The organism is Pseudoalteromonas luteoviolacea (assembly GCF_001750165.1).
Classification (GTDB): domain Bacteria; phylum Pseudomonadota; class Gammaproteobacteria; order Enterobacterales; family Alteromonadaceae; genus Pseudoalteromonas; species Pseudoalteromonas luteoviolacea_G.
Genome location: NZ_CP015411.1, coordinates 1,174,686 through 1,196,472 on the forward strand (window position 1 = coordinate 1,174,686; position 21,787 = coordinate 1,196,472).

The 21,787-nt window shown below is 42.1% G+C and carries 21 protein-coding genes and 7 tRNA genes; 22 read left to right on the forward strand and 6 right to left on the reverse strand.

Annotated features, from left to right (window positions below; all coding sequences use genetic code 11):
- The first annotated feature begins 2 nt into the window (after window positions 1–2).
- Genes cobO through ung form a run of 3 tightly spaced genes read left to right on the forward strand, consistent with a single transcriptional unit; the run spans window position 3 to window position 2,112 of the window.
- Window positions 3–602, forward strand: coding sequence for a cob(I)yrinic acid a,c-diamide adenosyltransferase (gene cobO / locus S4054249_RS05060; protein ID WP_046354397.1), 600 nt, complete (start codon window positions 3–5; stop codon window positions 600–602).
- Window positions 602–1,456: a cobalamin-binding protein gene (locus S4054249_RS05065; RefSeq protein ID WP_145924978.1), complete on the forward strand. Its 855-nt coding sequence runs from the start codon at window positions 602–604 to the stop codon at window positions 1,454–1,456. The genes cobO and S4054249_RS05065 overlap by 1 nt, the downstream gene beginning before the upstream one ends.
- Window positions 1,453–2,112 (forward strand): uracil-DNA glycosylase, encoded by a 660-nt coding sequence (gene ung / locus S4054249_RS05070; RefSeq protein ID WP_046354396.1) that lies wholly within the window; start codon window positions 1,453–1,455, stop codon window positions 2,110–2,112. The genes S4054249_RS05065 and ung overlap by 4 nt, the downstream gene beginning before the upstream one ends.
- 78 nt (window positions 2,113–2,190) lie before the next feature.
- Here ung and S4054249_RS05075 read toward each other — a convergent pair whose 3' ends face one another.
- Window positions 2,191–2,382 carry a DUF3545 family protein gene (locus S4054249_RS05075; protein ID WP_039611677.1) on the reverse strand — a complete coding sequence of 64 codons (192 nt, stop codon included), beginning with the start codon at window positions 2,380–2,382 and terminating at the stop codon, window positions 2,191–2,193.
- 251 nt (window positions 2,383–2,633) lie between these two features.
- Here S4054249_RS05075 and S4054249_RS05080 point away from each other — a divergent pair, with 251 nt between their 5' ends.
- Complete coding sequence (locus S4054249_RS05080; RefSeq protein ID WP_046354395.1) at window positions 2,634–2,951, forward strand: hypothetical protein; 318 nt, start codon at window positions 2,634–2,636, stop codon at window positions 2,949–2,951.
- A 59-nt stretch (window positions 2,952–3,010) separates the two neighbouring features.
- Here S4054249_RS05080 and tal read toward each other — a convergent pair whose 3' ends face one another.
- Complete coding sequence (gene tal / locus S4054249_RS05085) at window positions 3,011–3,961, reverse strand: transaldolase (RefSeq protein WP_046354394.1); 951 nt, start codon at window positions 3,959–3,961, stop codon at window positions 3,011–3,013.
- A gap of 290 nt (window positions 3,962–4,251) precedes the next feature.
- Between tal and yaaA the strand changes: the two genes are divergently transcribed.
- Both yaaA and S4054249_RS05095 read left to right on the forward strand, forming a co-directional pair.
- Window positions 4,252–5,031 (forward strand): peroxide stress protein YaaA, encoded by a 780-nt coding sequence (gene yaaA / locus S4054249_RS05090; protein WP_046354393.1) that lies wholly within the window; start codon window positions 4,252–4,254, stop codon window positions 5,029–5,031.
- Window positions 5,032–5,235: 204 nt separating this feature from the next.
- Entirely contained in the window at window positions 5,236–6,417 is a 1,182-nt protein-coding gene (locus S4054249_RS05095) for an MFS transporter (RefSeq protein WP_046354392.1), read from the forward strand.
- Here S4054249_RS05095 and S4054249_RS05100 read toward each other — a convergent pair.
- Complete coding sequence (locus S4054249_RS05100; protein ID WP_046354391.1) at window positions 6,368–7,162, reverse strand: hypothetical protein; 795 nt, start codon at window positions 7,160–7,162, stop codon at window positions 6,368–6,370. The genes S4054249_RS05095 and S4054249_RS05100 overlap by 50 nt on opposite strands.
- A 154-nt stretch (window positions 7,163–7,316) precedes the next feature.
- The gene (gene srmB / locus S4054249_RS05105; RefSeq protein WP_046354390.1) at window positions 7,317–8,549 is read right to left on the reverse strand and encodes an ATP-dependent RNA helicase SrmB; all 1,233 of its coding nucleotides are present in this window, start codon (window positions 8,547–8,549) and stop codon (window positions 7,317–7,319) included.
- 67 nt (window positions 8,550–8,616) lie between these two features.
- Here srmB and S4054249_RS05110 point away from each other — a divergent pair, with 67 nt between their 5' ends.
- Together S4054249_RS05110 and S4054249_RS05115 are read left to right on the forward strand one after the other, a co-directional pair.
- A complete protein-coding gene (locus tag S4054249_RS05110) occupies window positions 8,617–9,315 on the forward strand; it encodes a tRNA1(Val) (adenine(37)-N6)-methyltransferase (protein ID WP_046354389.1) in 699 nt (232 codons plus the stop codon).
- 43 nt (window positions 9,316–9,358) lie between these two features.
- The gene (locus S4054249_RS05115; protein WP_046354388.1) at window positions 9,359–9,868 is read left to right on the forward strand and encodes a hypothetical protein; all 510 of its coding nucleotides are present in this window, start codon (window positions 9,359–9,361) and stop codon (window positions 9,866–9,868) included.
- A gap of 36 nt (window positions 9,869–9,904) precedes the next feature.
- On the opposite strand, the gene fldB is transcribed toward S4054249_RS05115, so the two are convergent.
- Window positions 9,905–10,426: a flavodoxin FldB gene (gene fldB, locus S4054249_RS05120; protein WP_046354387.1), complete on the reverse strand. Its 522-nt coding sequence runs from the start codon at window positions 10,424–10,426 to the stop codon at window positions 9,905–9,907.
- A gap of 77 nt (window positions 10,427–10,503) precedes the next feature.
- Between fldB and xerD the strand changes: the two genes are divergently transcribed.
- The 14 genes from xerD (at window position 10,504) to S4054249_RS05190 (ending at window position 20,792) form a co-directional block, all read left to right on the forward strand.
- The gene (xerD, locus tag S4054249_RS05125; protein WP_046354386.1) at window positions 10,504–11,430 is read left to right on the forward strand and encodes a site-specific tyrosine recombinase XerD; all 927 of its coding nucleotides are present in this window, start codon (window positions 10,504–10,506) and stop codon (window positions 11,428–11,430) included.
- 63 nt (window positions 11,431–11,493) lie between these two features.
- Window positions 11,494–12,225, forward strand: a complete 732-nt coding sequence (gene dsbC, locus S4054249_RS05130) for a bifunctional protein-disulfide isomerase/oxidoreductase DsbC (RefSeq protein ID WP_046354385.1) — start codon at window positions 11,494–11,496, stop codon at window positions 12,223–12,225.
- Between the two features lie 132 nt (window positions 12,226–12,357).
- Window positions 12,358–14,088 (forward strand): single-stranded-DNA-specific exonuclease RecJ, encoded by a 1,731-nt coding sequence (gene recJ, locus S4054249_RS05135; RefSeq protein WP_046354384.1) that lies wholly within the window; start codon window positions 12,358–12,360, stop codon window positions 14,086–14,088.
- A 204-nt stretch (window positions 14,089–14,292) separates the two neighbouring features.
- Window positions 14,293–15,391 (forward strand): peptide chain release factor 2 gene (gene prfB, locus S4054249_RS05140; RefSeq protein WP_145924979.1). Its coding sequence is split into 2 segments (ribosomal slippage): window positions 14,293–14,367 and window positions 14,369–15,391, totalling 1,098 coding nucleotides; the frame shifts between segments, so codons are not numbered across the junction.
- A 27-nt stretch (window positions 15,392–15,418) separates the two neighbouring features.
- Window positions 15,419–16,960 (forward strand): lysine--tRNA ligase, encoded by a 1,542-nt coding sequence (lysS, locus tag S4054249_RS05145; protein ID WP_046354382.1) that lies wholly within the window; start codon window positions 15,419–15,421, stop codon window positions 16,958–16,960.
- A gap of 709 nt (window positions 16,961–17,669) precedes the next feature.
- A tRNA-Ser gene (locus tag S4054249_RS05150) sits at window positions 17,670–17,762 on the forward strand.
- A 22-nt stretch (window positions 17,763–17,784) separates the two neighbouring features.
- Window positions 17,785–17,861 (forward strand) — tRNA-Arg (locus tag S4054249_RS05155).
- A gap of 58 nt (window positions 17,862–17,919) precedes the next feature.
- Window positions 17,920–17,996 (forward strand) — tRNA-Arg (locus tag S4054249_RS05160).
- 58 nt (window positions 17,997–18,054) lie between these two features.
- Window positions 18,055–18,131, forward strand: a tRNA-Arg gene (locus S4054249_RS05165).
- A 58-nt stretch (window positions 18,132–18,189) separates the two neighbouring features.
- Window positions 18,190–18,266: transfer RNA gene (locus S4054249_RS05170), tRNA-Arg, on the forward strand.
- 58 nt (window positions 18,267–18,324) lie between these two features.
- Window positions 18,325–18,401: transfer RNA gene (locus S4054249_RS05175), tRNA-Arg, on the forward strand.
- A gap of 58 nt (window positions 18,402–18,459) precedes the next feature.
- A tRNA-Arg gene (locus S4054249_RS05180) sits at window positions 18,460–18,536 on the forward strand.
- 795 nt (window positions 18,537–19,331) lie between these two features.
- Window positions 19,332–19,586, forward strand: coding sequence for a hypothetical protein (locus S4054249_RS05185; protein ID WP_046354130.1), 255 nt, complete (start codon window positions 19,332–19,334; stop codon window positions 19,584–19,586).
- An 87-nt stretch (window positions 19,587–19,673) separates the two neighbouring features.
- A complete protein-coding gene (locus S4054249_RS05190; RefSeq protein WP_046354150.1) occupies window positions 19,674–20,792 on the forward strand; it encodes an exo-beta-N-acetylmuramidase NamZ family protein in 1,119 nt (372 codons plus the stop codon).
- Between the two features lie 18 nt (window positions 20,793–20,810).
- Here the strand turns inward: S4054249_RS05190 and S4054249_RS05195 are convergent, their stop codons facing one another.
- Window positions 20,811–21,659, reverse strand: a complete 849-nt coding sequence (locus tag S4054249_RS05195) for a MurR/RpiR family transcriptional regulator (protein WP_046354131.1) — start codon at window positions 21,657–21,659, stop codon at window positions 20,811–20,813.
- Window positions 21,660–21,787: the final 128 nt, after the last annotated feature.

Genomic DNA, 21,787 nt, shown 5'->3' on the forward strand with positions numbered 1-21,787 from the left:
GTATGACGGATAAGAATCAAGATAAGCACAAAGAGCGACAGCAAAAAGTAAAAGAACAAGTTGACCAAAAAGTGGCTAAAGCCAATATAGAGCAGGGTATTTTGCAGGTCATAACCGGTAATGGTAAAGGCAAATCAACATCGGGTTTTGGCACAGTAGCTCGTTGTGTTGGGCATGGTATGAACGCCGCAGTGGTGCAATTTATCAAAGGCACATGGGAATGCGGTGAGCGTAATTTACTAGAGAATGCGGGTGTCCCATTTGCGGTAATGAAAACGGGCTTTACGTGGGAAACACAAGATAGAGAAAGCGACACACAAGCTGCACAAGTAACGTGGCAGCATGCAAAGGCATGGCTACAAGATGAGAATATTGACTTGGTTTTATTAGACGAGCTGACTTACATGGTGAGTTACGATTATCTAGACCTTGATGAGGTGATTGAAGCGCTCAGTAATAGGCCGAAAATGCAGTCAGTGATCATCACCGGTCGTGGTGCGCACCGTAGGCTTACTGAGCTGGCAGACACCGTCAGTGAAGTGAGAAATGTAAAACACGCTTTTGAAGCTGGTATTCAGGCGCAAAAAGGGTTTGATTACTAATGGCCATACATATTTGGTGGCTGGTTCTGGCTTTGTTATTCACAGCAAGCAGCTTTGCGCAAGAAATTAAACTGCCCAGCAGGATTATCGCATTGGCTCCGCATATTGTTGAAAATTTATATGCGATTGGAGCAGGTGATAAAATAGTCGGTACTGTCGAGTATGCAGATTACCCTGAAGCGGCCAATCGTATACCTCGAATTGGCGGTTACCACGGGATCCAGTTGGAAAAGGTACTCGCACTGTCACCTGATATGGTTATAGTTTGGAAAAATGGAAACAAAGAAGCAGATATTGAAAAGTTAAAATCACTGGGTATTCCTATCGCTTACAGTGTTTCCAAAGATATACGTCAAGTGCCTGCGGAATTGATCAAGCTGGGTAAACTCACTGGCCACCAAGTACAAGCTGAGAAACTTGCTGATAAGTTTAATAAACGTTATCAGCAGATAATTAATCAGTACCATGATAAGGTGACAGTGGATGTTTTTTATCAGCTTTGGCCATCTCCATTGATGACTATCAATGGCAAAACATGGATACATCAGACACTGACTATGTGCGGCGTGCGAAATGTATTTGCTGAAGCAACCACTGACTATCCACAAATTAGCCTCGAGAATGTGATTGCTAAGCACCCTCAAGTTATTATTATTCCAAACGAGAAAGCGGCAAAGCAACCGCAGCAAGTCCAGTGGCAAAAGTGGACAGAGATCCCCGCTGTCAAACACAAGCAATATATTGAAGTTGATGCAGACCTACTGCATCGTTTTAGCACGCGAATGCTAGAAGGGGTGCAAGATTTGTGTGATAAACTGCACGCCTCAAGAAACTATTACGGAAAGCGACTATGATATCGTGGCAAACGCTCATTGAAGCTCAAAAGCAGCAGCCTTATTTACAGGAAACTTTGGCGCATGTTGCGCAAAGACGCAGTGAGGGCGTAACAGTTTATCCACCCGATGAACAGGTATTTTCAGCGCTAAATGAAACGGCACTTGAGGATATTAAGGTCGTGATACTGGGACAAGATCCCTACCATGGCCCAAACCAAGCTCACGGATTATGTTTTTCGGTATTACCAGGGGTAAAGGTTCCTCCTTCTTTGGTCAACATGTATAAAGAGTTGGTTAACGATATTGATGGGTTTGAGATCCCCGCTCATGGTTACTTATTACCCTGGGCCCAACAAGGTGTTTTGTTACTAAATACGGTGCTGACTGTCGAACAAGGTCAGGCTCACTCTCATAAAAAGTTGGGGTGGGAGCGTTTCACTGATGTGGTGATAAACACCATTAATGAACATTGTGATGGGGTGATATTTTTATTGTGGGGCGCACACGCGCAAAAGAAAGGTAAAGAGATAGACACGTCACGCCATCATGTTTTGCATGCGCCACATCCCTCACCGCTGTCGGCGCATAGAGGTTTTTTTGGATGTCAGCATTTTTCCAAAACCAACGCGTTGCTACAATCTATGGGTAAACCCCCCATCGACTGGCAAATATAAGCCTTATAACTGACATGCCAAGCATGTCAGTAGGTAAGATACAGACAAACAAAAAGGCTCTATAAAAGAGCCTTTTTGCTATATAAAGTCGAGTTCGTCTAAATCGACACTGTCTGCGAATATATCTAGTTCTTCCAATTCCTTACGAAGGCGTTGTCTGTCTTTTAGCGCTTCAATTTCACGCCATTTTCTTTTTTTCCCCTTCGAAGAGGCTCTTTTTTTTGGTTCTGGACTTTCTACAACTTCAATCATATCGTCTAGGCTATCCATGAATATCTCCTATTGATGTACTAACCTCAAAACATGTGTTTAAGCATTACCCCATTTGCATGAAAAACACACTTGAGTAATGCTGGTATACCACAGACAGTAGAAAAATAAAACACAAATATGTCTATAAAGTGAAAACAAGGTGACACTTTGATGACATTGAAAGTCGGGGGAAGCTACTTATTTTGCTTTTGATTTAGATACTTAATAGGTACAATATGGCTTCTTAAAAAGACTTAAAGGAAATAATTATGAAAGTAGCTCTACTGGCTTTATCTTTGATATTCGCATCTTTTGGTGCTTTATCAAGCTCTTCAGGTGCATCGGGTAAGACAGTTGACCTTGTTTTTACATGTGAAGATGATTTTGCGGTATTAATGGGTAATCAACTATATTTGTTTGACAGTAAAGAGTTTTCTGAAGGCCATTATAATCGTTTGTATAGTATGGCTATGACAATGGCGGTATCTGGCAAACCGGCTGGCAATGTATTTAATCGTAGTAACACGCCGGTTAGTTGGTGTGGTAACTCTGTAATCAAACTTAGGAATTTGAGTATGCGCCGATAGTTGGTTTTACATAGCAAAAAAAAGCGCCCAATGAGGCGCTTTTTTAATTTCAGTTCCTACTATAGTTTAGAAACTTCTGACTCTAAAATTTCTTGTGCATGCGCGAACGCTCTGATGCCTTCAGCAAGCTTTTCTGTGGCCATAGCATCTTGGTTATGCAACCAGCGGAATTCACTCTCAGTGAGCGGTGCTGGTTTGTCTGCTGATGCTGGTGCGTTTTCTAGTAGGTAATCTTCAGTTGCCGCTAATTCACCTAGCTCTTCTAGCAGCGCTGGGCTAATCGTCAGCTTATCACACCCTGTTAGAGCGACGATTTCACCCGTGTTACGGAAACTTGCACCCATCACCACTGTTTTGTAGCCATGACGCTTGTAGAAATCATAAATAGTGCGAACAGACTGAACACCCGGATCGTCAAGTGGATCAGTTGGCTTATCGACACCATTTGCTACATGCCAGTCAAGAATACGGCCAACAAACGGTGAAATGAGAAATACGTTTGCATCTGCACATGCGCGTGCTTGCGCTTGGCTGAATAGCAGCGTGAGATTACATTTTACACCTTGTTTTTCTAGTGCTTCTGCTGCCTTGATGCCTTCCCAAGTAGAGGCGATTTTGATTAAGATCTTATCTTTGCTAACGCCTTGCTCAGCATATAGCGCAAGAAGCTGCTCCGCTTTAGCAATAGTGGCTTGTGTATCAAATGACAAGCGAGCATCAACTTCTGTCGAGATATAGCCAGGTACGATATTAGCAATTTCTTTACCAATTAAAACCGCGAAGTAGTCACAAGCGAGTTCAATTTGCTTTTGCTCATCTTGTTCTTGAGATTTTGCGTAATCTAAAGCTTGTTTTAGAAACGGCTGATAGGCCGGCGTCTGTGCTGCTTTTAATAAAAGAGAAGGGTTAGTTGTTGCGTCTTCCGGTTGATGTTTACGGATCGCTTCGATGTCGCCTGTATCGGCAACGATCGATGAATGCTGTTTTAGCCTATCTAATGCTGAAGTCATGCTGTCCTCATTCCTAATTTTGCAGCTTAAATAAATTACACACCGTATGTTGCAATACCGTGATCAGCTTTTATAGGTCAAATGTCCTTATGATTGATGATCATATGGCTCGACATTGCCGGTACGGTTATTGTTATGGTTAGGTGAGTTGTGTTTACCCACAGTAAAGGTGCGGTCTTACCTTACGGCTATTTGTTTGAACACCTAAAGGCGGAAGATTTTACGCTTGCGATCAACTGTGGATAGTGTTGAAATTGACATTAATCAATATTTAAGTCAATAGGCTATCAATGATCACGGTTATTTCACCCGCAAAAAATCTCGATTACGACTCTAGTGCGCCAACAACGCGCCACACCTTACCTGAGTTATTGACGCATTCTGAAGCATTAATTTCAGTCTGTCGTGACTTAAGTCCTCAAGAAATCGGCAGTTTGATGAAAATCAGCGATAAGCTGGCTGGTTTAAACGCAGCGAGATTTGCCGACTGGTCTCAGCCATTTACAGCGGATAATGCAAAGCAAGCGATTTTTGCTTTTAATGGTGATGTGTATACGGGTCTTGATGCGACTACGCTATCAGATCAGACGATTGATTACACACAGCAACATTTGAGGATTTTGTCTGGCCTTTATGGGGTATTAAAACCATTAGATTTGATGCAGGCGTATCGTCTGGAAATGGGTACGAAATTGGCGAACACGCGCGGGAAAAACTTGTATGAATTCTGGGGTGCGGTTATCGCAGAAAAGCTTAACGAAGCGTTATCAGAATCTGGTTCTACCCAGTTAATCAATTTGGCTTCTAACGAATACTTTAAAGCCGTAGACAAGAAAGCACTTAATGCTGACATTATTACGCCGGTATTTAAAGACTGTAAAAATGGCCAATATAAAGTGATAAGCTTCTATGCGAAAAAAGCCCGTGGCATGATGGCGAGATACATTATGGAGAATAATGTTAAAGATATTGAATCACTGAAAGCTTTCGACATTGCGGGCTATTATTTTAGCGAAGAAGCGACACAAAAAGCGAATGAGCCGGTATTTTTGCGTGAAGAGCAAGCCTAGTTATTGTATTTAGCTCTAAAAAGTACTGAATGTATAACGCAGTACGTTAGTGATTATTACCTCATCGCATTATACCGCTGTGATGAGGTAACATACGCTGTAACTGTCTGACTTGTTAATTAATTACCCGTTTTCATTTCTATATTATTTTCTAGCCTTAGCGGAAATCCTCTATTTTTTGCAAAAAAGTAAGGACACTGAACAATGAATAAAAATGTCTTTTTATTGGCATGCTGCCAAGGGTTGATGACCACGGGCAATATCTTACTGGTGACAATCAGTGCTTTGGTTGGTCAGAAGTTAAGTGCCTCTGACACCTTAATTACTTTGCCGATCGCGACCCAAATGCTGGGATTATTGCTTGCAACTGTACCCGCTTCATTGGTGATGGCTAAAACAGGCCGAAAGTTAGGCTTTAGTATGGGTAACCTTATTGGGACATCAGGTGCAATATTGGGTTATATGGCACTGGTAAATAGTCAGTTTTATTTGTTTTGTTTAGCTACATTTTTAATTGGCATAGGAATTGGTTTCGCCACCTTGTATCGTTTTGCGGCCATCGAGGTCAGTGACAAACCCGCTCGTGCGATTTCTATGATAATGGCCAGTGGGGTTATTGCTGCGGTACTTGGACCCAATTTAGCTGTATGGGTGAATCACTATTTACCTGAAGTTAATTTTGCAAATTCATTTTTGGCATTAACCTGTGTGTATCTAATAGCCCTGACACTGTTGCAACTGGTGACTTTTAACGAAGTGTCTGGACAGCAGAGCCAACTTCATCAAAGGCCGATCAAGCGAATCGTTTCACAACCGCAATTTATGATTGCTGCCTTCATTGGCATGATCAGTTACTCTGTGATGAATTTATTGATGACCGCAACCCCTCTGGCAATGCATCGCCATGGCTTTGATTTAGCAGAGTCTGCTTTGGTGATTGAATGGCATGTACTGGGCATGTTTTTACCTTCTTTTTTCACTGGAAAGTTGGTGGAGCAGTATACTCCCGTGGTTATGGTCATCGTGGGTTGTTTGCTTATGTTGGGTTGTGCCATCATCAATTTGCTCGGGCTGAGCCATTGGCACTTTCTCGTTGCATTATTTTTGCTCGGAGTGGGGTGGAACTTTATGTTTATCAGTGCGACGTCAATGGTGAGTGAGACATATCAACCTCACGAGCGCGCAAAGGCACAAGCTGCAAATGAATTTTTTGTATTTAGTATGGTGGTGCTATCGTCACTATTTGCAGGTTGGCTTGAAAGTAAAATTGGCTGGCAAGCACTGAATATATGGTCAATCCCAATAGTCACACTTGCTTTATTGGGCTCTGCTTGGTTTAAGCAATACTCACCCCCTTCGCCAGCTGTAAGTAAGCTTTCACGATAGCGTCACGGAATAATAAATCCGAGTCTTTTTGCTGCGCGCGGTATGATTGGCAAAATGTTGTAGGGTCTACTTCAGTACGCTGTAATAAATGGTCACTGAGATAGCCATATTGCGTGTACCAAGCGGTTTTAATGTGCTGTGGTGTATTTGGTAGCGTAGAGAGAATACGCTCGCTCAACCTGAATTCTGACTTTCTGGCCAATGAAATCATGTCGTCATTGGCAGCACCTAGCCAACAGGCGCCCTGCTGATTTACGCATACGAGCGGTAAAAACGGCGCAAGTGCAGGAAAGAGATCGTTCTGATATAAGGTGACCTGCCAGTATTTTTGTGCAATCGTACAAAACTGCTCAAAACTTGAGATGGCGCTAAAGCCACTTTCGGCAAGTTTTACAATTTCAACGCGTGGTTTGTTGGGGTTCACGGTATCGTTTGCAGCATCAATATACCAATCGTCAATTAAAATCGCATTTTGGAAGTATTCATCTCTGAGTGTCCCCCAGACAGGTTTAAGTACTTGCCCACCACTTAGCTTGGCTGAGAGTGGCTCTATTGCTTCAGGTACTTTTTCTTGTGTTAATTGTGTATGCAACTTATCAAGCACGGCATTGCGTATTTCTTTACATCGGCCTAAGGGGTAGGGTTTCCCCGCAAAGCTTGGATATTGTTTCGCTAATATAGGGTCGATTTCGAGTCTCAGGTGTGCCAAGTGATTTTCTAATTGTTGCCGTTGCTGCTCATTCATGATGATTATATTTTATATTGGCCTAAGTAGAGTGTGATATTTAAACACGTCAGAAATATGAAATGCGTCATTTCGTTGTGTGTTAACCACACAAAGTTAAACTAAGAGTAGCAGCAACGGTGCGGTACAAAAAAGCCCCTGTTGGGGCTTTTTATTATTTTTTCTTTTTACTCTTAGTTTTAGCCGCTTTTTTCTTGGCTTTAATTTTTGCTGCGTCCTTTTTCTTTTTCGGCGCCTTAGCTTCTTTGTGTTTCGGCTCTAGACCTTCAATGGCACGTCGTTTAAGTTTTTGATCGGTATAACGCTCGACCTTACCTAAAATTTCAACATCATGTGCTTCAATCAGTGAGATAGCCGTACCTTTTTTACCTGCACGGCCTGTACGGCCAATACGGTGAACATAAATATCTGCAGTGCGCGGCATATCAAAGTTGATTACGTGCGTTATGTCGGGAACATCAATCCCTCTTGCAGCAACATCTGTTGCAACCAAGATATTGGTTCTGCCACTGTGAAAACTTGCCATCGCTGTCATTCGTTTATCTTGCGGCATTTCTCCTCGAAGCCAAGTAGTCTTGATTTCATTGGCATACAGCTCACCAATTAACTGCTCTAGACGCTCTCGAGTTTTAACGAAAACAATGGCTTTTTGCACTTCTTCGCTTTTTAGTAAGTGCGTTAGCAACGCTAATTTATGTGTGTAGTCGTCGGCAAGATGAGCCCACTGGTGGATTTTGCCTTTTTCTTTTCTCGATGGCTCAGCTTCTAGTAATGCAGGATCATTGAGCATGCGTTCAGCGAATAACTCAACGCTATCCCCTTCAAGTGTTGCGGAGAATAAGAAGCCCTGACGGCGGTTTTTAGCCTCTTCACAGATACGTAGCATCTCTTTTTTGAAGCCCATGTCTAGCATGCGGTCAGCTTCATCAAGCACCAACAGTTCGACATTGTCAGCATGGAAGTTTTCAGTTTCCAAATATTCCATTAAGCGACCTGGGGTTGCTATTAGAATGTCATTGTTTTTTTCAAAGATTTCTTTGTGGCTACCATAGTTTATACCACCTGTGACAACGCCAATACGTAAATGCGTGTTTTCTGCAAGCGCCTGACACTGTTCATGCACTTGATAAGCAAGCTCTCTGGTGGGTGTCATAATTAAAACACGTGCAAATCCAGGGTCTTTTCTTGGGAAATCCAGCAAATATTGAATTGCAGGAATGAGAAAAGCGGCTGTTTTTCCTGTGCCAGTGGGCGCTGATGCAAGAATGTCACGCCCAAGTAGCGCTTCAGGAATAGCCAGCTGTTGAATGCTGGTGGCGGTTGTATAACCAATTTTTTTTATGGCAGAGAGTACCTTGCCATCAAGGTCAAATTCAGAAAATTGCATAATGCATCACAAATAAAGGACAATAGCCGAATTATACTTGTGCTTGGCGTTTTCTAAAAGGTGCAATATGGCAAGCTTTGCATTTAAACAATTTAAAATTGACCAAAACCATGCCGCAATGAAGGTTTCAACGGATGGGATTATGTTTGGCGCGTGGTTATCGCTCGATAATGCGAAAAATGTACTTGATATAGGTGCAGGAACGGGGTTGTTGAGTTTAATGGCAAAACAGCGGTTACCAGACTTAACATTATCTGCGATTGAAATAGATGAGCTGGCAAGTAAAGATGCAAGCCATAATATTGCATGCTCGCCTTGGCCAGATATTCAATTACATCGCATTGCTGTGCAAGAATTTGAGTCGTCGGGAAAGTTTGATTTGATATTCAGCAACCCGCCTTATTTTCAGGCAAGCTTAAAAGGGGAAAATGCACAGCGGAACTTAGCCAGACATACAGATAGTTTGAGCTTTACAGACTTAATTTCGTCGTTTTTGCGTCTTTCTTCTGACTGTGGCAGGCTAGCTATTATACTGCCATCAGATGGTGCACACATATTTATTAAGCAAGCGCAATCGCAAGGGCTATTTTTGATTCGTCAATGCGACGTGAAAACGACGCCCCTTAAATCTGTGTCACGGGTTATGTTTGAGTTATCCAAAGTAGAGCAGGCGTTGGTGACAGAATCTTTGTGTATTTATGATGATAAAAATCAATACAGTGCAGAGTTTACGCGTTTGTGCCGTGCGTTTTATTTAAAAATGTAAATGCTGTGCACGACGAGCTTATGCACAATGAAAGGAGAGTGTGATGGAACGCGCGCAACAGATACAGTTGGTTCTGAGCTTTTTAGACGAAATTAGTTTGCCATATAGGGTGGTGAGCTTTGAGGAAAAGACTTTTTTACCAGGGCTTAGACATAACCAAGGGATGTTGGAAATAGACATGGATAAACTGGCGTACCCTGGAGATATATTACATGAGGCCGGTCATTACGCAGTATGTGAACCAAAAGAGCGGCATCTGTTAGATGGTGATATCTACAAAACAGGATTAAAGCATCAACGGCCAAAACAGCAAATGATGGGAGAGGAAATGGCGGCGACGGCATGGTCAGTCGCGGCGGCGAAGCATCTCGGTTTTTCTCTTGATATTGTTTTTCATAACGCGGGATATAGAGGTAATAGTAAAAGCTTGATAAGTGCGTTCGAACAAGGTGGAGGTATCGGTCATCCGCTATTAGGTGCTTATCAAATGAGCTGTAAAGAGCAAGGTTTTCCAAATATGCAGACGTGGATAAGAAAGGTCTCTTGGGTTTGAGTTTTGTGTGAGCGGGTATGCCCGCTCACATGTGTTTTATAGTGTCGCTGCGTATTCAGTCATAACTTGTTCAATCCAAGTTGCGATACGCTCATCACTCTTTTCATATTGGCTGTCTTCATCTAAAGCAAGGCCAACAAAGTGTTTTCCATCTTCTGTCAGTGCTTTTGATGCTTCAAACTCATAGTCATCTGAATTTGGCCAAAAGCCGATAAAATTGACTCCTTGAGGGGTAATTTTATCATGCAGCATACCTAGTGCATCTTGGAACCACTGGCCGTAACCTTGCTGGTCGCCCATGCCGAATAAGGCAATGGTTTTACCGCCCAGTTCAACGCCATCTATGTCGTCCCATTGAGATTCCCAATCTTCTTGTAATTCACCAAAGTCCCATGTTGAAATACCAAAAATTACAAAGTCGAATTGCTCTGCATTTTTCAATGGATCATCTTTGATGTTGTGTAAAGAAATGACATCTTTACCAATGATTTCTTGTATTTTTTCAGCGGCCATTTCTGTATAACAGGTTGTTGAACCGTAAAATAACCCGATTTGCATTGTATTCTTCACTCAAATGGCTGTTATTATATGGGGGCAGTCTACCTTAAGGTTTAATCAATTGATACAGGCAGCCCGTGAACGAACAAGAAACCATATTAGAACTAGAAGAAGATGATTTCGATCCTATAGAATCATTCTTAGACGCCTTATTTTTAGAACAAGGGTTGAGTGACAATACCATTTCTGCATATAGAACCGATTTGGAAAAGTTTTCAAGCTTTATACAGACGGAGCTTGATAGCCAAGATATATTGGCCATCAGTGTGGCTGACGTAGAGGCTTACTTGGCATACCGTGTTGATTTGGGTCTTAAGCCAAGAAGTACAGCCCGCTCAATTAGTGCGCTGAAACGGTTTTATCTTTACTGGGTAAACCAGAAAAAAATCAGCCAAAGTCCACTTGTTAATATTGCACAACCTAAAACAGCACAATCCTTACCAAAAACACTTTCAGAGCAAGAGGTTGAGGCACTTTTAAATGCACCGAATGTTGAAGATGCTATGGGACTTAGAGACAAAGCCATGTTGGAATTACTCTATGCAACGGGCCTTCGGGTGACTGAATTAGTTGGTTTAAGGATAGAGCAAATCAACTTGCGTCAAGCTGTCGTTTTAGTTAAGGGCAAAGGTGGTAAAGAACGCATGGTGCCAATGGGTGAAGAATCATTGCGTTGGGTGGAGCAATTTTTGAATGTTGGTAGACCTCAAATGGTCAAGCATGCAAATGATTTTGTATTTCCTTCCAAACGTGGTATTGGTATGACACGGCAAACTTTTTGGCATAGAATCAAACACTATGCTATGTTGGCTGATGTGAAGTCTCCGTTATCGCCACATACGTTACGTCATGCGTTTGCAACACATTTGCTGAATCATGGAGCAGACTTACGCGTTGTGCAAATGATGTTGGGCCATAGTGACTTGTCAACGACACAAATTTATACCCATGTTGCTAGTGAGCGACTTAAATCCTTACACGAGCAACACCACCCAAGGGCCTGATGGAATTTTTTTGTGGTTCCACGGTCTTATTGGTGAATGAAAAACGAATTTACGAGAACAAAGATGAAAAAGTTATTTTTAGCAGCCGCGCTTGCGGCCGGAGCTTCTGCGTATGCAGAGGAATCAACGCAAAAAGAAGGAGTTTTTGCAATTAATCCTATCCAGCAATCGCTGGCTAGCTTAGGTTTATCGGTTAACGATATTACTGATAGCCCGATCCCTGGGTTGAAAACGGTGATCACTGATCGTGGCGTTTTCTATTCAAGTACGGACGGCCGTTATTTAATGCAGGGGGCATTGATTGATATTCCTAATAGGAAAAACCTTACTGAAGATGCGCTGAGTGGTGTACGTAAAGAAGGCTTAAAAGACTACGAAGACTCTATGATCGTATACAAAGCAAAAGACGAAAAGCATCAAGTTACGGTTTTTACCGACATCACTTGTGGCTATTGTCGTAAGTTGCACCGTGAGCTAGATGATTACTTAGCGGCGGGGATCACGGTTAAGTATCTTGCATTCCCTCGAGGTGGTATTCAAAGCCAAGGTTATGAAGATTTAATGAATGTCTGGTGTGCAAAGGATGCAGCGGCGGCAATGACAGAAGCGAAAGCGGGTAACCCTGTAGCTGATGTGAAAGACTGTAGTGCACCTGTTGCTGAGCATTATCAATTAGGTCAGAAGTTTGGTGTGACAGGGACTCCAGCGATTATCCTTGAAGACGGCACCGTGATCCCGGGTTATCAGCCAGCAGCTGAGTTAGCCGCGTCATTAGAAAGAAATGCAAAGTCTTAAGCTTTACGTATAATAGCTGCATTGAGATAAAAGGCCGGTAGGCCTTTTTTTGTGCCTGTGAATGCCATGTACATGATTTATACAGGCACAAATTTAACAATAAAAAGTTTAATAAAGAGTAATCAGAGTTCTATGCAAACTAAGATCCAGCCACGAGAACGTGTTGATGATAGCTATTTGCCAAATACCCTTCACCCTGTAATCAAGCAGCTTTATGCGGCGCGTGGTGTGCAATCTGCGTCTGAGCTTAATAATAGTGCCGCGACATTACTAGATTTTAAACTATTCAAAGATATGTCTGTTGCATGTGATATTTTGGCATCCGCACTCGATGCTCAGCAACGTATTCTGATTGTTGGCGATTTTGATGCAGATGGCGCGACCAGTACTGCTGTTTTGATGCAGGGATTACCTGAATTCGGCTTTAAGCATGTAGACTATTTGGTACCAGATAGGTTTAGTCTTGGATATGGGCTTAGCCCTGCTTTGGCAGAGCAAATTGTGCAGCTAGCACCAGATTTGGTGATAACAGTTGATAATGGTATTTCCTGTATTGCTGGTATTGATATTGTAAAAGCATCGGGTATCAAAGTTATCGTGACCGATCATCACTTGCAGGGCGAACACTTGCCAAATGCCGACGCCATTATTAATCCGAATCGACATGATTGTCAGTTTCCATCTAAGTCAATAGCGGGTGTTGGTGTTGCATTTTATCTTCTGATTGCATTACGTCATCACCTGCGTTCGGTTTCTTACTTTGAAAATAATCAACGTTCAGAACCTAATTTAGCCTCATTGCTCGATATTGTGGCATTAGGCACTGTTGCAGATGTGGTGGCCTTAGATGCAAATAACCGGACTTTGGTATTTCAGGGTCTTGCACGTATTAAAAATGGTCAAACACGGCCGGGCATAAAAGCGCTGATTGAAGTCTCTAATCGCAATATGAACCGACTCACAGCCAGTGACTTTGGGTTTTCGCTTGCCCCAAGACTCAATGCTGCCGGACGTCTGGATGATATGAGTTTGGGTATTGCCTGCTTATTGGCAAAAGACGAGTATCAAGCGCGGCGGATTGCGAATGAGCTTGATAGCTTAAATCATGAACGGCGTGAAATAGAGCAGGGTATGCAGCAAGAGGCACAGGCTGTTTTAGAACGATTAAGCTATAAAACCCAAAGCGTACCTACGGCAGTGTGCTTGTATCAGGATGATTGGCACCAAGGTGTTATCGGTATCTTGGCCGGTCGACTTAAGGAAAAGTATCACAGACCAGCGGTGATATTTGCGCAAGGTGATGATGGACAGATCAAAGGCTCTTGCCGGTCTATCGAAGGTGTTCATATGCGTGATTTATTGGAGCATATTAATACACAAAACCCAGGCCTCATTTTGAAATTCGGTGGTCATGCTATGGCCGCTGGGCTAAGTATCAACGAATCACAATTTACAGCATTTAAGACTGCATTCGAAGCGGAAGTTGAAACGCAATTGACCGAGGAGTTGAAACAAAGTGTGTTACTCACTGATGGTGCGCTGCCAAGTGAGTGTTTTAATATGGACTTTGCCAATATGCTCCAAGCAGCCGGTCCATGGGGGCAGCAGTTTCCTGAACCTATTTTTAGTGAGCGCTTTGAAATGGTGCAGCAGCGACTGGTTGCAGAAAAACACCTTAAATTAGTATTAAAACACCCAACCGGTAAATTGGTAGATGCTATCGCATTTAACGTTGATGTGAGAGCGTGGCCAAATATGTCCGCCCAGTACGCAGACGTAGCATATCAGCTAGATGTTAATGAGTTTAGAGGCAAATTTTCATTACAACTGATTGTACGTGAAATTCAAGCAGCATCGTTATAAAAGGTCATGGTGCCGAGTGATTTTCCTCATTGGTGCTAGATATCTGAGTTAAACCCCAAAATTATCGCATTTTGGGGCTGATATATGATGGCAAATTTTGTTAGTATTGGCCGTTTAGATAGCCTGCCAGAACAAACACCGTAAATAGAACTGAAAATACTGTGTGTGGGCTAGATGTTTAAGGTGTAAATTGGAGTAATGTAGATGTTTGAAGTGAATCCTGTGATTAATCAAATCAAGGAAATTCGCGAACGTACTGAGCTTCTTCGGGGGTATCTTTGACTATGCTCTAAAACAAGAACGTTTAGAGGAAGTCAATGCAGAGCTTGAAGATCCGGCAGTATGGAATGAGCCCGAAAAAGCACAGGCTTTAGGCCGTGAAAAGTCCTCATTAGAGGCGATAGTTGAAACTATCGACAACCTAGTCGCTGGTGCTGATGATGCTGAAGGTCTAGTAGAACTTGCCATTGAAGCGGAAGACGAAGACACTTTTGTTGAAGCGCAGCAAGAAGTAGAGGGCTTGGTTGCTCAATTAGAAAAACTAGAATTCCGCCGCATGTTCTCAGGTGAACAAGATGCCAACGATGCCTACATCGATTTACAGTCAGGTTCGGGCGGTACTGAAGCGCAAGACTGGTGTAACATGCTGCTACGTATGTATTTACGCTGGGCTGAAGCAAAAGGTTTTAAAGTTGAAATCGTTGAAGCGACCGATGGTGATGTAGCTGGTATTAAAGGTGCAACGGTACGTGTATCAGGTGAATATGCTTATGGTTGGTTACGTACAGAAACTGGCGTACATCGTTTAGTGCGTAAAAGCCCATTCGATTCAACAGGTCGCCGTCATACTTCATTTGCATCTGCATTTATTTACCCAGAAATTGACGACAATATTGAAATTGATATTAACCCAGCAGATTTGCGTATTGACGTATATCGTGCATCGGGCGCCGGTGGTCAGCACGTAAACCGTACAGAATCTGCGGTACGTATTACCCACTTACCAACGAATACAGTTGTGCAGTGTCAAAATGACCGTTCACAGCACAAGAACAAGGCGCAAGCAATGAAGCAATTAAAAGCTAAGTTGTTTGAACTTGAAATGAAAAAACAAAACGCCGAAAAGCAGTCCCAAGAAGATGCTAAATCTGATATCGGTTGGGGGAGTCAAATTCGTTCATACGTATTGGACGACTCGCGTATTAAAGATTTACGCACTGGCGTTGAAAACCGTAATACTCAAGCAGTATTAGACGGTGATTTAGATAAATTTATCGAAGCTAGCCTGAAATCAGGCCTTTAATCAACAAGCTAAACTAAGAGCTAAAAAATGACAGATCAAATCCAAGACGAAAATAAACTCATTGCTGAGCGTCGTGCTAAATTGGATGCAATTCGTGAGAATTGTGATGCCAATGGCCACCCGAACACCTTCCGCCGTGAAGACTATACGGCTGATCTACAGGCTAAGTTTGGTGATAAATCGAAAGAAGAGCTTGTTGAATTAGACCATCAGGTTTCTGTTGCTGGCCGTATTCTTGCTAAGCGTGGTCCTTTCCTTGTTTTGCAAGACATGAAAGGTCGTATTCAAGCGTATGCATCAAAAGACGTGCAAAAAACGCTTAAAGAAAAATATGGTCAATTAGATATCGGTGACATCATCGGTGTATCGGGTCCACTGCATAAGTCAGGTAAAGGCGACCTTTACGTAGATATGGTTCAGTATGAGCTACTAACTAAATCGCTACGTCCATTACCAGAAAAGTTTCACGGTTTAACAGACCAAGAAGCTAAATACCGCCAGCGTTACGTTGACCTGATCACAAATATGGATACGCGTGAGACTTTCCGTATTCGTTCAAAAGTGATTGAAGGTATTCGTCGTTTCCTAGCTGAGCGAGACTTCATGGAAGTTGAAACGCCTATGCTTCAGGTTATTCCTGGTGGTGCAACGGCACGCCCATTCGTAACTCATCACAATGCACTTGACATCGATATGTACCTACGTATCGCACCAGAGCTTTACCTTAAACGCTTAGTGGTAGGTGGCTTTGACCGTGTATTTGAGATAAACCGTAATTTCCGTAACGAAGGTCTTTCAACACGTCACAATCCTGAATTCACAATGATTGAATTCTACCAGGCGTACGCTGATTACAACGACCTAATGAACTTAACTGAGGATATGCTTCGTACTGTCGCACAAGATGTACTTGGTACGACAACGGTGATTAACACAGTTAAGAATGCTGAAGGCGAAGTTGTTGAGACTATCGAATATGACTTTGGTAAACAGTTCGAGCGTCTATCTATGGCTGATGCGATCATCAAGTACGGCCCTGACGCTGAAGAAATCGCGCATATTTTCAAAGACCCTGAAAACCACTTCGATGAGCTTGTTGCTTATGCGAAAAAAGTACACGTTAAAATCCCAGAGAAATGTGTATGGGGTGCAGGTAAGTTCTTATGTGAGATCTTTGAAGAAACAGCTGAGCATAAGTTAATTCAACCGACTTTTATCACTGAATACCCGTGGGAAGTATCGCCACTTGCACGTCGTAACGATGAAAACCCATTCATTACAGATCGTTTTGAGTTCTTTGTAGGTGGTCGTGAGCTTGCTAATGGTTTCTCTGAGCTTAATGATGCACAAGACCAAGCTGAGCGCTTTGCGCGTCAGGTTGAAGAAAAAGATGCTGGTGATGACGAAGCAATGCACTACGATGCAGATTACATTCAAGCGCTTGAATATGGCTTACCGCCAACCGCGGGTGAAGGTATTGGTATCGACCGTTTAGTGATGCTATTTACTGATTCACCAACGATTAAAGATGTTATTTTATTCCCGCATATGCGCCCACAAGCGGACTAATAACAGGTCAATTGAAAAACGGCTTTCTTGGAAAGCCGTTTTTTTTGGAGCACACCCTCAGAGCTCTATCGACAATTTCTATATTACTTAACAGAACATGACTTTTTGACCGTTATATTTTTTTATTGCTTTAAGTAAGATAAAAAAATCCAGGAGCATCAGATGTGTTTTGCTCTAAAGTATTTGAGCGGTGCTTTTCTTGTATCTTTGTAAGATATCTCTCAAAAATAATTTTTATTTTCTCAATAATTATCGCGTTTACATTTGAAAACAGTGTTTTATTGTTGTTGTTTCTGAAATTGGTTCATATTTTCTCAATCAGGTTAGTTGGCAATTTCTGATGGCATTTCTATACTGACGGGGCATTTAGGATGAATCACACATAATAAGTTATAAGAAAACATAGATTATGCCGAAATTAGACGAAGAACAATCAAAGCATGAGGCCGCAAGAAGGGAATATTGTAGGCAATGTATTATCGAATTCCAAAAGTTGGGGTATTTAGACTCCTATCTTGAAGAGGTATTCGATCACAAACAGCGCTTAATGAGTAAGTTTTCAACCTCCACAACCCCCAGAAATGATTAGGATTAGAGCAAACTGTTAGAAAAAAAGACAGTGTGTTCAATCTGTCACCAGATAGTCATTTTTTACAAGAAAAGTGTTTGACTTATTTTTTCTGTTCTATATTATACGCCCCACAAAGACGGAGAGGTGGCCGAGTGGCTGAAGGCGCTCCCCTGCTAAGGGAGTATAGGGTTTGTAGCCCTATCGAGGGTTCGAATCCCTCCCCCTCCGCCATTTATAATGGTTTTCTTTGTATGGACGCGTAGCTCAGCTGGATAGAGTACCTGGCTACGAACCAGGCGGTCGGAGGTTCGAATCCTCCCGCGTCCGCCACTTATCTCTAAGTGGTTAAATAAAAGAGGCACTGTTCAGGTGCTAAAATTGATAATACGGACGCGTAGCTCAGCTGGATAGAGTACCTGGCTACGAACCAGGCGGTCGGAGGTTCGAATCCTCCCGCGTCCGCCACTTATCTCTAAGTGGTTAAATAAAAGAGACACTGATCAGGTGTTAAAAATGATATTTCGGACGCGTAGCTCAGCTGGATAGAGTACCTGGCTACGAACCAGGCGGTCGGAGGTTCGAATCCTCCCGCGTCCGCCACTTATCTCTAAGTGGTTAAATAAAAGAGGCACTATTCAAGTGCTAAAATTGATAGTACGGACGCGTAGCTCAGCTGGATAGAGTACCTGGCTACGAACCAGGCGGTCGGAGGTTCGAATCCTCCCGCGTCCGCCACTTATCTCTAAGTGGTTAAATAAAAGAGGTACTATTCAGGTGCTAAAATTGATAATACGGACGCGTAGCTCAGCTGGATAGAGTACCTGGCTACGAACCAGGCGGTCGGAGGTTCGAATCCTCCCGCGTCCGCCACTTATCTCTAAGTGGTTAAATAAAAGAGGCACTAATCAGGTGTTAAAAATGATATTGCGGACGCGTAGCTCAGCTGGATAGAGTACCTGGCTACGAACCAGGCGGTCGGAGGTTCGAATCCTCCCGCGTCCGCCATCTCTTTCGAGATGACATATATTTACTTCACTCAAGTAGTAAAACATGAGATAGATACCGACGAAAGTCGGTTTTTTTATGCCTGAAAATAGCCCGAGATGCCCTAAACCAGTCAGAGGTCACTTTTCATAAAGCAGGTCCCGCGTCCGCCATCTCTTTCGAGATGACATATATTTACTTTACTCAAGTAGTAAAACATGAGTTAGATACCGACGAATATCATTTTTTATGCCTGAAATTTAGATCAGTTTAAAGATCCGAATAGCCCGAGATGCCCTAAACCAGTCAGGTCACTCTTCATAAAGCAGGTCCCGCGTCCGCCATCTCTTTCGAGATGACATATATTTACTTCACTCAAGTAGTAAAACATGAGTTAGATACCGACGAATATCATTTTTTATGCCTGAAATTTAGATCAGTTTAAAGATCCGAATAGCCCGAGATGCCCTAAACCAGTCAGGTCACTCTTCATAAAGCAGGTCCCGCGTCCGCCATCTCTTTCGAGATGACATATATTTACTTCACTCAAGTAGTAAAACATGAGATAGATATCGACGAATATCATTTTTTATGCCTGAAATTTGGATCAGTTTAAAGATCCGAATAGCCCGAGATGCCCTGAGCAAGTCAGAGGTTCACTCTTCATAAAGCAGGTCCTGCGTCCACCACCTCTTTGGAGGTGACAGTTAACTTCAATCTCATGGTATTCAAATTAAGTACCGTGTCGTATTTATCCAAGTTTTCTAATCAAATCCCTAATATGCTAGCAACTGATTGGTTTATAGGGAAAAGAAGATGGATAAAACGTACACAGGTGAGCAATTAGCTCAGCTATATCAGAACATTAGGTTAGAACATGAAGAAAGCATTATATTTGTTGATTGCGGTTTTAAAGGTGCGACATTAGAACAAAAAGAAATTTTATCTGCACTTAAAAGAAAGCGTCTCACGCAAGCCCAATTGGAAAGTGTGAAACCCTTCTTTTTGCTAAAAAACATTCAAATTGAAGAGTATGTAAAAGTTAAAAAAAGATTCTTTTTTAGTTTTTGATCAGGCATATTCTCATGGCATTTATTTACTTAAGGATTTGCAGTGCTTATTCGTTTATTCACCTTGAAGGTTATTTTTCTTTTTTTGATGCTAAATATAAAGGTAGCTATTGCAATTGAAGTGGGGGCCCAGCAATCAAATAGATACTTACCTTTGTTAAAGGGGAAGCGTGTTGGATTGATTGTTAATCAATCTTCGCGAGTGGAAGGAGAGCACTTGGTCGACTTTCTGATTGAGAATCAAGTAAATGTTGTACGGATTTTTTCTCCTGAGCATGGTTTCAGAGGTGATCAAGACGCTGGCGCGTATATTGAAAATAGTATTGATGTAAAAACCGGACTCCCTATTGTATCGCTGTATGGGAAACAAAAGCGTCCTACAAGAGATATGTTGCTTGATTTGGATGTGCTTGTTTTTGACATTCAAGACGTTGGTGTGCGTTTTTACACTTATATCAGTACGATGCATTATATGATGCAAGCAGCAAAAGAACAGCAAAAAGCATTTATCGTGTTAGATAGGCCGAACCCTAATATTCAATATGTTGAGGGGCCTGTGCTTGATATGGCTTTTCGTTCATTTGTAGGCATGCACCCAATTCCTATTTTGCATGGAATGACTGTGGGTGAACTTGCGCAAATGATAGAAGGGGAAGGGTGGTTAACTGGTCCAAATAAGCTGAACTTAAATATAATCCCTGTCGCCCAATATGATGCGTTAGACGACTATATTCTACCTGTTGCACCTAGCCCTAATTTGCCCAACCAGCAGGCGATTTATTTGTATCCTTCGTTATGTTTATTTGAAGCGACAGCAGTATCTATTGGGCGTGGGACTGATTTTCCCTTTCAAGTATTTGGCCACCATCAAGTAAGATTAGGAGAGTTTAGTTTTGTACCTCGTTCTATCATTGGAGCTGCTCGCTTTCCTAAATTAAAAGGAGAGCATGTATGGGGTCAAGATCTACGTGAAAACGCTCAAAAAGGGTTTGATTTAACTTGGTTTGTTGCAGCTTATACTGCATTTGAACAACAAAATCAGCGCTTTGTTACATCGCCTAAGTTTTTGGATAAATTGGCGGGCACGAATATCATTAGGCTAGCACTTAAACAAGGCTTAAAAGCACATCAGATAGAAGCCATTTGGCGCCAAGAGGTGGCTGAGTTCGAGAAGAAAAGAGTGCCTTATCTGCTGTATAAGAGATAAGGCACATGGGATGTATTACTAGATGTTTAGCATATCACTCATGTATTCATTTGAGCGGTCTGCACGGCGTTGCCAATGCAGGTTAGACTGGGCTAAAGAAATAAATAGTACGTCAATCAAATATCCTAATGATGCGCGTGTTAACACTGCTGAATGCTTGACCGCTTCTGTTTCTTGAATGCAGTATAAGCAATTATCTGCATATGTCGCCAACTCGCTATGTCCGTAGCGAGTCAAAGCTAAGATTTGACATTCGTTCGTCTTAGCTTGTTGTGCAAGCTTCACAATGCTTTTTACTGCACCTGAATTACTCAAACAAATAAAGAGATCATCTTTACCCATTGTAGCTACGTAACTAGCTGCACTTAACTCATCAACATGTGTGACTGCACATACGCCTAGCTTTTGTAACTTTAGTGTTAAATCTTGAGCCATCGTATGTGTTGAACCAATCGCACACACCATTACCTTTTTGGCGCCTTTTATGGCTTGAACAGCTTGCTCAAATAGTTCTGGTGTATTTAATTTGCTGGTAGCGACAAGAGTTGCCTGCTGGTTAGCTATCAGCTTTTCTGAAATATGCGCAATAGAATCATTTTGGTCAATTTCATTTGAGAGTGGAGTATCTTCTTGTGTTTGTTCATTGAGCGCATCGACTACAGCTAATTTAAATGCTGGAAATCCTTTGTAACCCAATTTTTGAGCAAACTTTACAACACTTGACTGACTAACTCCGGCTGATTTTGCAAGTTCTATCGAAGATAGACCACGAATTTTTGAACCTGACTTTAACGTAAAGTCTGCTAACTTTGCTTCACTTTGTGACAGTGAAGGTTTCAGAGCCTTTATTTTTACAAAAGTAGACATGAGGATCACCTGGTAACTAAAACTAACTTAAACTGTCCATATTATAGGTTCAATTGGAACGTTGCGATAGATTGTTTCGGAATATTATTGCGTTTTTTGATTTATGCGGTTCCGGTTAAGGTACTATT